The 3,590-nt window shown below is 70.5% G+C and carries 3 protein-coding genes; all 3 read right to left on the bottom strand.

The window, feature by feature from the left end:
• A partial coding sequence (locus B9G38_RS15285) for a glutamate synthase central domain-containing protein (protein ID WP_303646242.1) occupies nt 1-2,389 on the bottom strand: 2,389 nt, incomplete at its 3' end.
• Nucleotides 2,390-2,620: 231 nt separating this feature from the next.
• Nucleotides 2,621-2,788 (bottom strand): HEWD family protein, encoded by a 168-nt coding sequence (locus B9G38_RS18390; protein ID WP_198945715.1) that lies wholly within the window; start codon nt 2,786-2,788, stop codon nt 2,621-2,623.
• Between the two features lie 50 nt (nt 2,789-2,838).
• Entirely contained in the window at nt 2,839-3,132 is a 294-nt protein-coding gene (locus B9G38_RS18095; protein WP_086220945.1) for a PGF-CTERM sorting domain-containing protein, read from the bottom strand.
• Nucleotides 3,133-3,590 lie beyond the last annotated feature (458 nt).

Genomic DNA, 3,590 nt, shown 5'->3' with positions numbered 1-3,590 from the left:
ACGACTCCATCGTCGAGATGCCCATCTTCGCCATCGTCTTGAGGAGCCCGTCCTCCAGCGCGTGCCGGTAGGCGGCGAGCGCCTCGTCCTCGTCGGCGCCGTCGGGCCCGGCGACCACGTCGGCGATGGAGGCGTACGCGAGGTACGGGTCGACCGCGTCCGCGCCGTAGCCGACGAGCGTCGCGATGTGGTGGACCTCGTGGGGTTCGCCGGACTCGACGACGAGCCCCGCGCGGTTGCGGAGCCCCTTGCGGACGAGGTGGTGGTGGACCGCGCCGGTCGCGAGCAGGCTCGGCACCGCGAGCCGGTCCGGCCCCACGGCGCGGTCGGAGAGGACGACCGCGTCCGCGCCGTCCTCGATGGCGGCCGCGGCGTCCTCGCGGACCCGACTCACGGCGTCGACGAGCGAGCCGTCGCGGTCGTAGGTGACGTCGACGGTGACCGAGGTGAACGAGGGCCCGTCGTCGGCCGCGTCGCCCTCACCGGACCGACGCTCGCCGGGCGCGCGCTCGCCCGGCCCCGGGAGGTCTCGCAGCGCCGCCGCCTCGGCGTCGGTCAGGATCGGGGTGTCGGCGACGATCTGCTCGGCGTGTTCGGGCGTCTCGTCGAGGAGGTTGCGCTGGTTCCCGATGCGCGTCTCCAGCGAGGTGACGAGCTCCTCGCGGATGTAGTCGATCGGCGGGTTCGACACCTGCGCGAACAGCTGCTTGAAGTAGGTGAAGAGCGGGCGGTCGACGTCGGCGAGCACCGACAGGGGCGTGTCGTCGCCCATCGAGCCGACCGGGTCCTTCCCGTCCTTCGCCATCGGCTCGACGAGGTGGTTCAGCGAGTCGGTCGTGTAGCCGAACGCGGCCTGATGGGCGCGGACGGTCGGCTTCGCCTCCTCGCTCTCTGCCTCCTCGCCGTCCGGATCGCGGGCGGAGCCGGCGTCGATCCCCGCCGCGACGCCGTCCTCGTCAGTGAGCGCGTCGAGGTCGACCTGCCCGTCCTCGACCCACTCGCCGTACTTCTCGTCCGTGAGTTCCTCGAACACCTCGTCGTCGGGGACGATCCGGCCCGCCTCGGGGTCGGCGACGAAGATCTCGCCGGGCTGGAGCCGGCCGCGACGCCGCACGTCGGCGGGCTCGGTCGGGAGCGCGCCCACCTCGCTGCCGACGACGAGGCGGTCGTCGGTCGTCACCTCGTACCGGCACGGGCGGAGGCCGTTGCGGTCTAAGACGCCGGCGACGCGCTCGCCGTCGAAGCCGATGACGAGCGCGGGACCGTCCCACGGCTCGACCAGCGAGGCGTGGTAGTCGTAGAAGTCAGCCCGGTCGTCGGCCATCAGGTCGTCGCCGCGGAACGCCTCCGGGATCAGCATCCGGAGCGCGTGCGGGAGGTCGCGGTCGGTCTGGAGGAGGAGTTCGAGCGCGTTGTCGACGCTCGCGGTGTCGGACTGGTTCGGGTCGTCGATCACCGGTTTGATCGTGTCCAGCTCCGCCCCGAACGCCGGGTGTTCGAGGTCGTTCTCGCGGGCGCGCATCCAGTTGACGTTCCCGCGGATCGTGTTGAACTCGCCGTTGTGGACGATGTTGCGGTACGGGTGCGCGAGGTGCCACGCGCCGAGCGTGTTCGTCGAGAACCGCGCGTGGACCAAGGCGACGTGGCTCGCGAACCGCTCGTCGGTCAGGTCGGGGTAGTAGTCGGCGAGCTGCGACCCCTTCAGCAGGCCCTTGTAAACGACGCGCTGGCGGTCGAGCGAGCAGACGTAGAACCGGCCCGCGCCGTCGACGTCCGAGACCGCGTTCTCGATCTCGCGGCGGGCGGCGTACAGCGCGCGGTCGAACCCGAGCAGGTCGGGGTCGACGTCGTCCGACGGGTTCTCCTCGCTGGTGAAGCGCTGCGCGAGGCCCGCGCCCTCGACGGGGGCGACGAACACCTGCGACACCTCCGGCTCCGATTCGAGCGCGGTCGCCCCGAGGTCGGCGTTGTCGGTCGGGACGGAGCGCCACGCGAGCACCTCCAGCCCGTAGACGGCGCACACCTCGGCGATGACGTCGTGGATCTCCGCCTGGACGCCCGGTTCCGGCGGCATAAACACGGAGCCGACCGCGTACTCCTCCGGCAGGTCGGCGTCGACGACCTCGCGGAAGAACGCGTCGGGGCGCGCGACCATGATCCCCGCGCCGTCACCGGTGTTCTCCTCGGCGCCGGTCGTTCCCCTGTGCTCGAGGTTTTCGAGCAGTTCGACCGCGTCCGAGACGGCCTCGTGCGACGGCGCGCCGTCGAGGTCCACGACCCCGCCGATACCGCAGTTCGATCGGTCGTCCGTCGGCGCCGCGAGCCCGTCCTCCCGGCCCGAGGACTCCGAGTCGCGTACGCCCCGGGTGGTACTACGTGACTTGGTCATACACTCGCGTACGAGTGAACAGTTAAAGGTATGACCCTGATAGGGGTAGGATCCATCGTACACACATTAGGGAATATAAGGTAATTATTCATCATGGGTGGTGAACAGATCACACACCTTGAGATCGATCAGAAATGTCGCGGTTTCAAGCTATAGATCAACTCGATCAGCAAGTATCCTCTTCGAATACCTCGCGTATTCGGCGCAGAGTGGTAGAACGTTCAGATACGGTTACTCGTCGAGGGGGACGAACGTCCCGTTGATGTCCCACTCGTGGATACAGTAGACGTTGCCGGGCTCGTCCGCGATCCGCCAGCCGTCGACCTCGCCGTCCCACCGCTCCTCGCGCCCGCACAGTTCGCACGTGCGTTCCCTCGGCGGTGTGATGGTCGCGCTCATACGCGGTCGAAGGGCGTCGGCGAGCAAAAGGATACCGACGGGTCCGGGAGTCACGCTCCGCGTCCGCGACGCCGAGCGAGCAGCGACGCGCCGACGACCGACGCGAGCGACGCGAGGGGGCCGAACCCGGGGAGGTCGTACGCGGTCGAGCGGATCGGTGCGTCGTCGTACCCGAGGTCGCTCGCGTCGGCCTCGCCCGGGGACCGGTCGCCCTCCGCGGGCGCATCGCTCGACGCAGGCGGATCGCTCGGTGCGGACGAGTCGTCCTGCCCGGACGGCGTCGCGTCGCCGCTCTCTCCTCCGGCGTCGCGCGTAGGCCCTCCGTCGACCGACCGGGGCCCCACGACTGCGGAGCCCGCCGCGCCGCGCGCCGGCCGACCGGTGTCGAAAAGCTCCGGCGGCCCCGCGGACCGCGGGATTTCGGACGCACCGGGAGCGATGGAGACGTCACCTCCCGTGCGGGGTCCCGAGCGGTTCGCGACCGACTCTGACGCTCCTCCGGCCGACCTCGGCCCGCCCGCGCCGGAGTCGTTGGCGCGGCCGACTGACCCTGCCGAACCGGCGGTGCCTCCGGCGGCATCGCCACCGGGCGACCCACTGCCGCCGGCCGGACTACCGCCACCGGCCGATCCACCGCTACTAGCCGGACTACCGCCACCGGCCGATCCACCGCTACTAGCCGGACTACCGCCACCGGCCGGTGGCGGTAGTCCGGCTAGTGGCAGTGGATCGGCCGGTGGCGGTAGTCCGGCTAGTAGCGGTGGATCGGCCGGTGGCGGTAGTCCGGCTAGTAGCGGTGGAT

Source organism: Halorubrum sp. SD612 (genome assembly GCF_002135005.1).
This window is presented reverse-complemented; position numbering and strand designations above follow the sequence as displayed.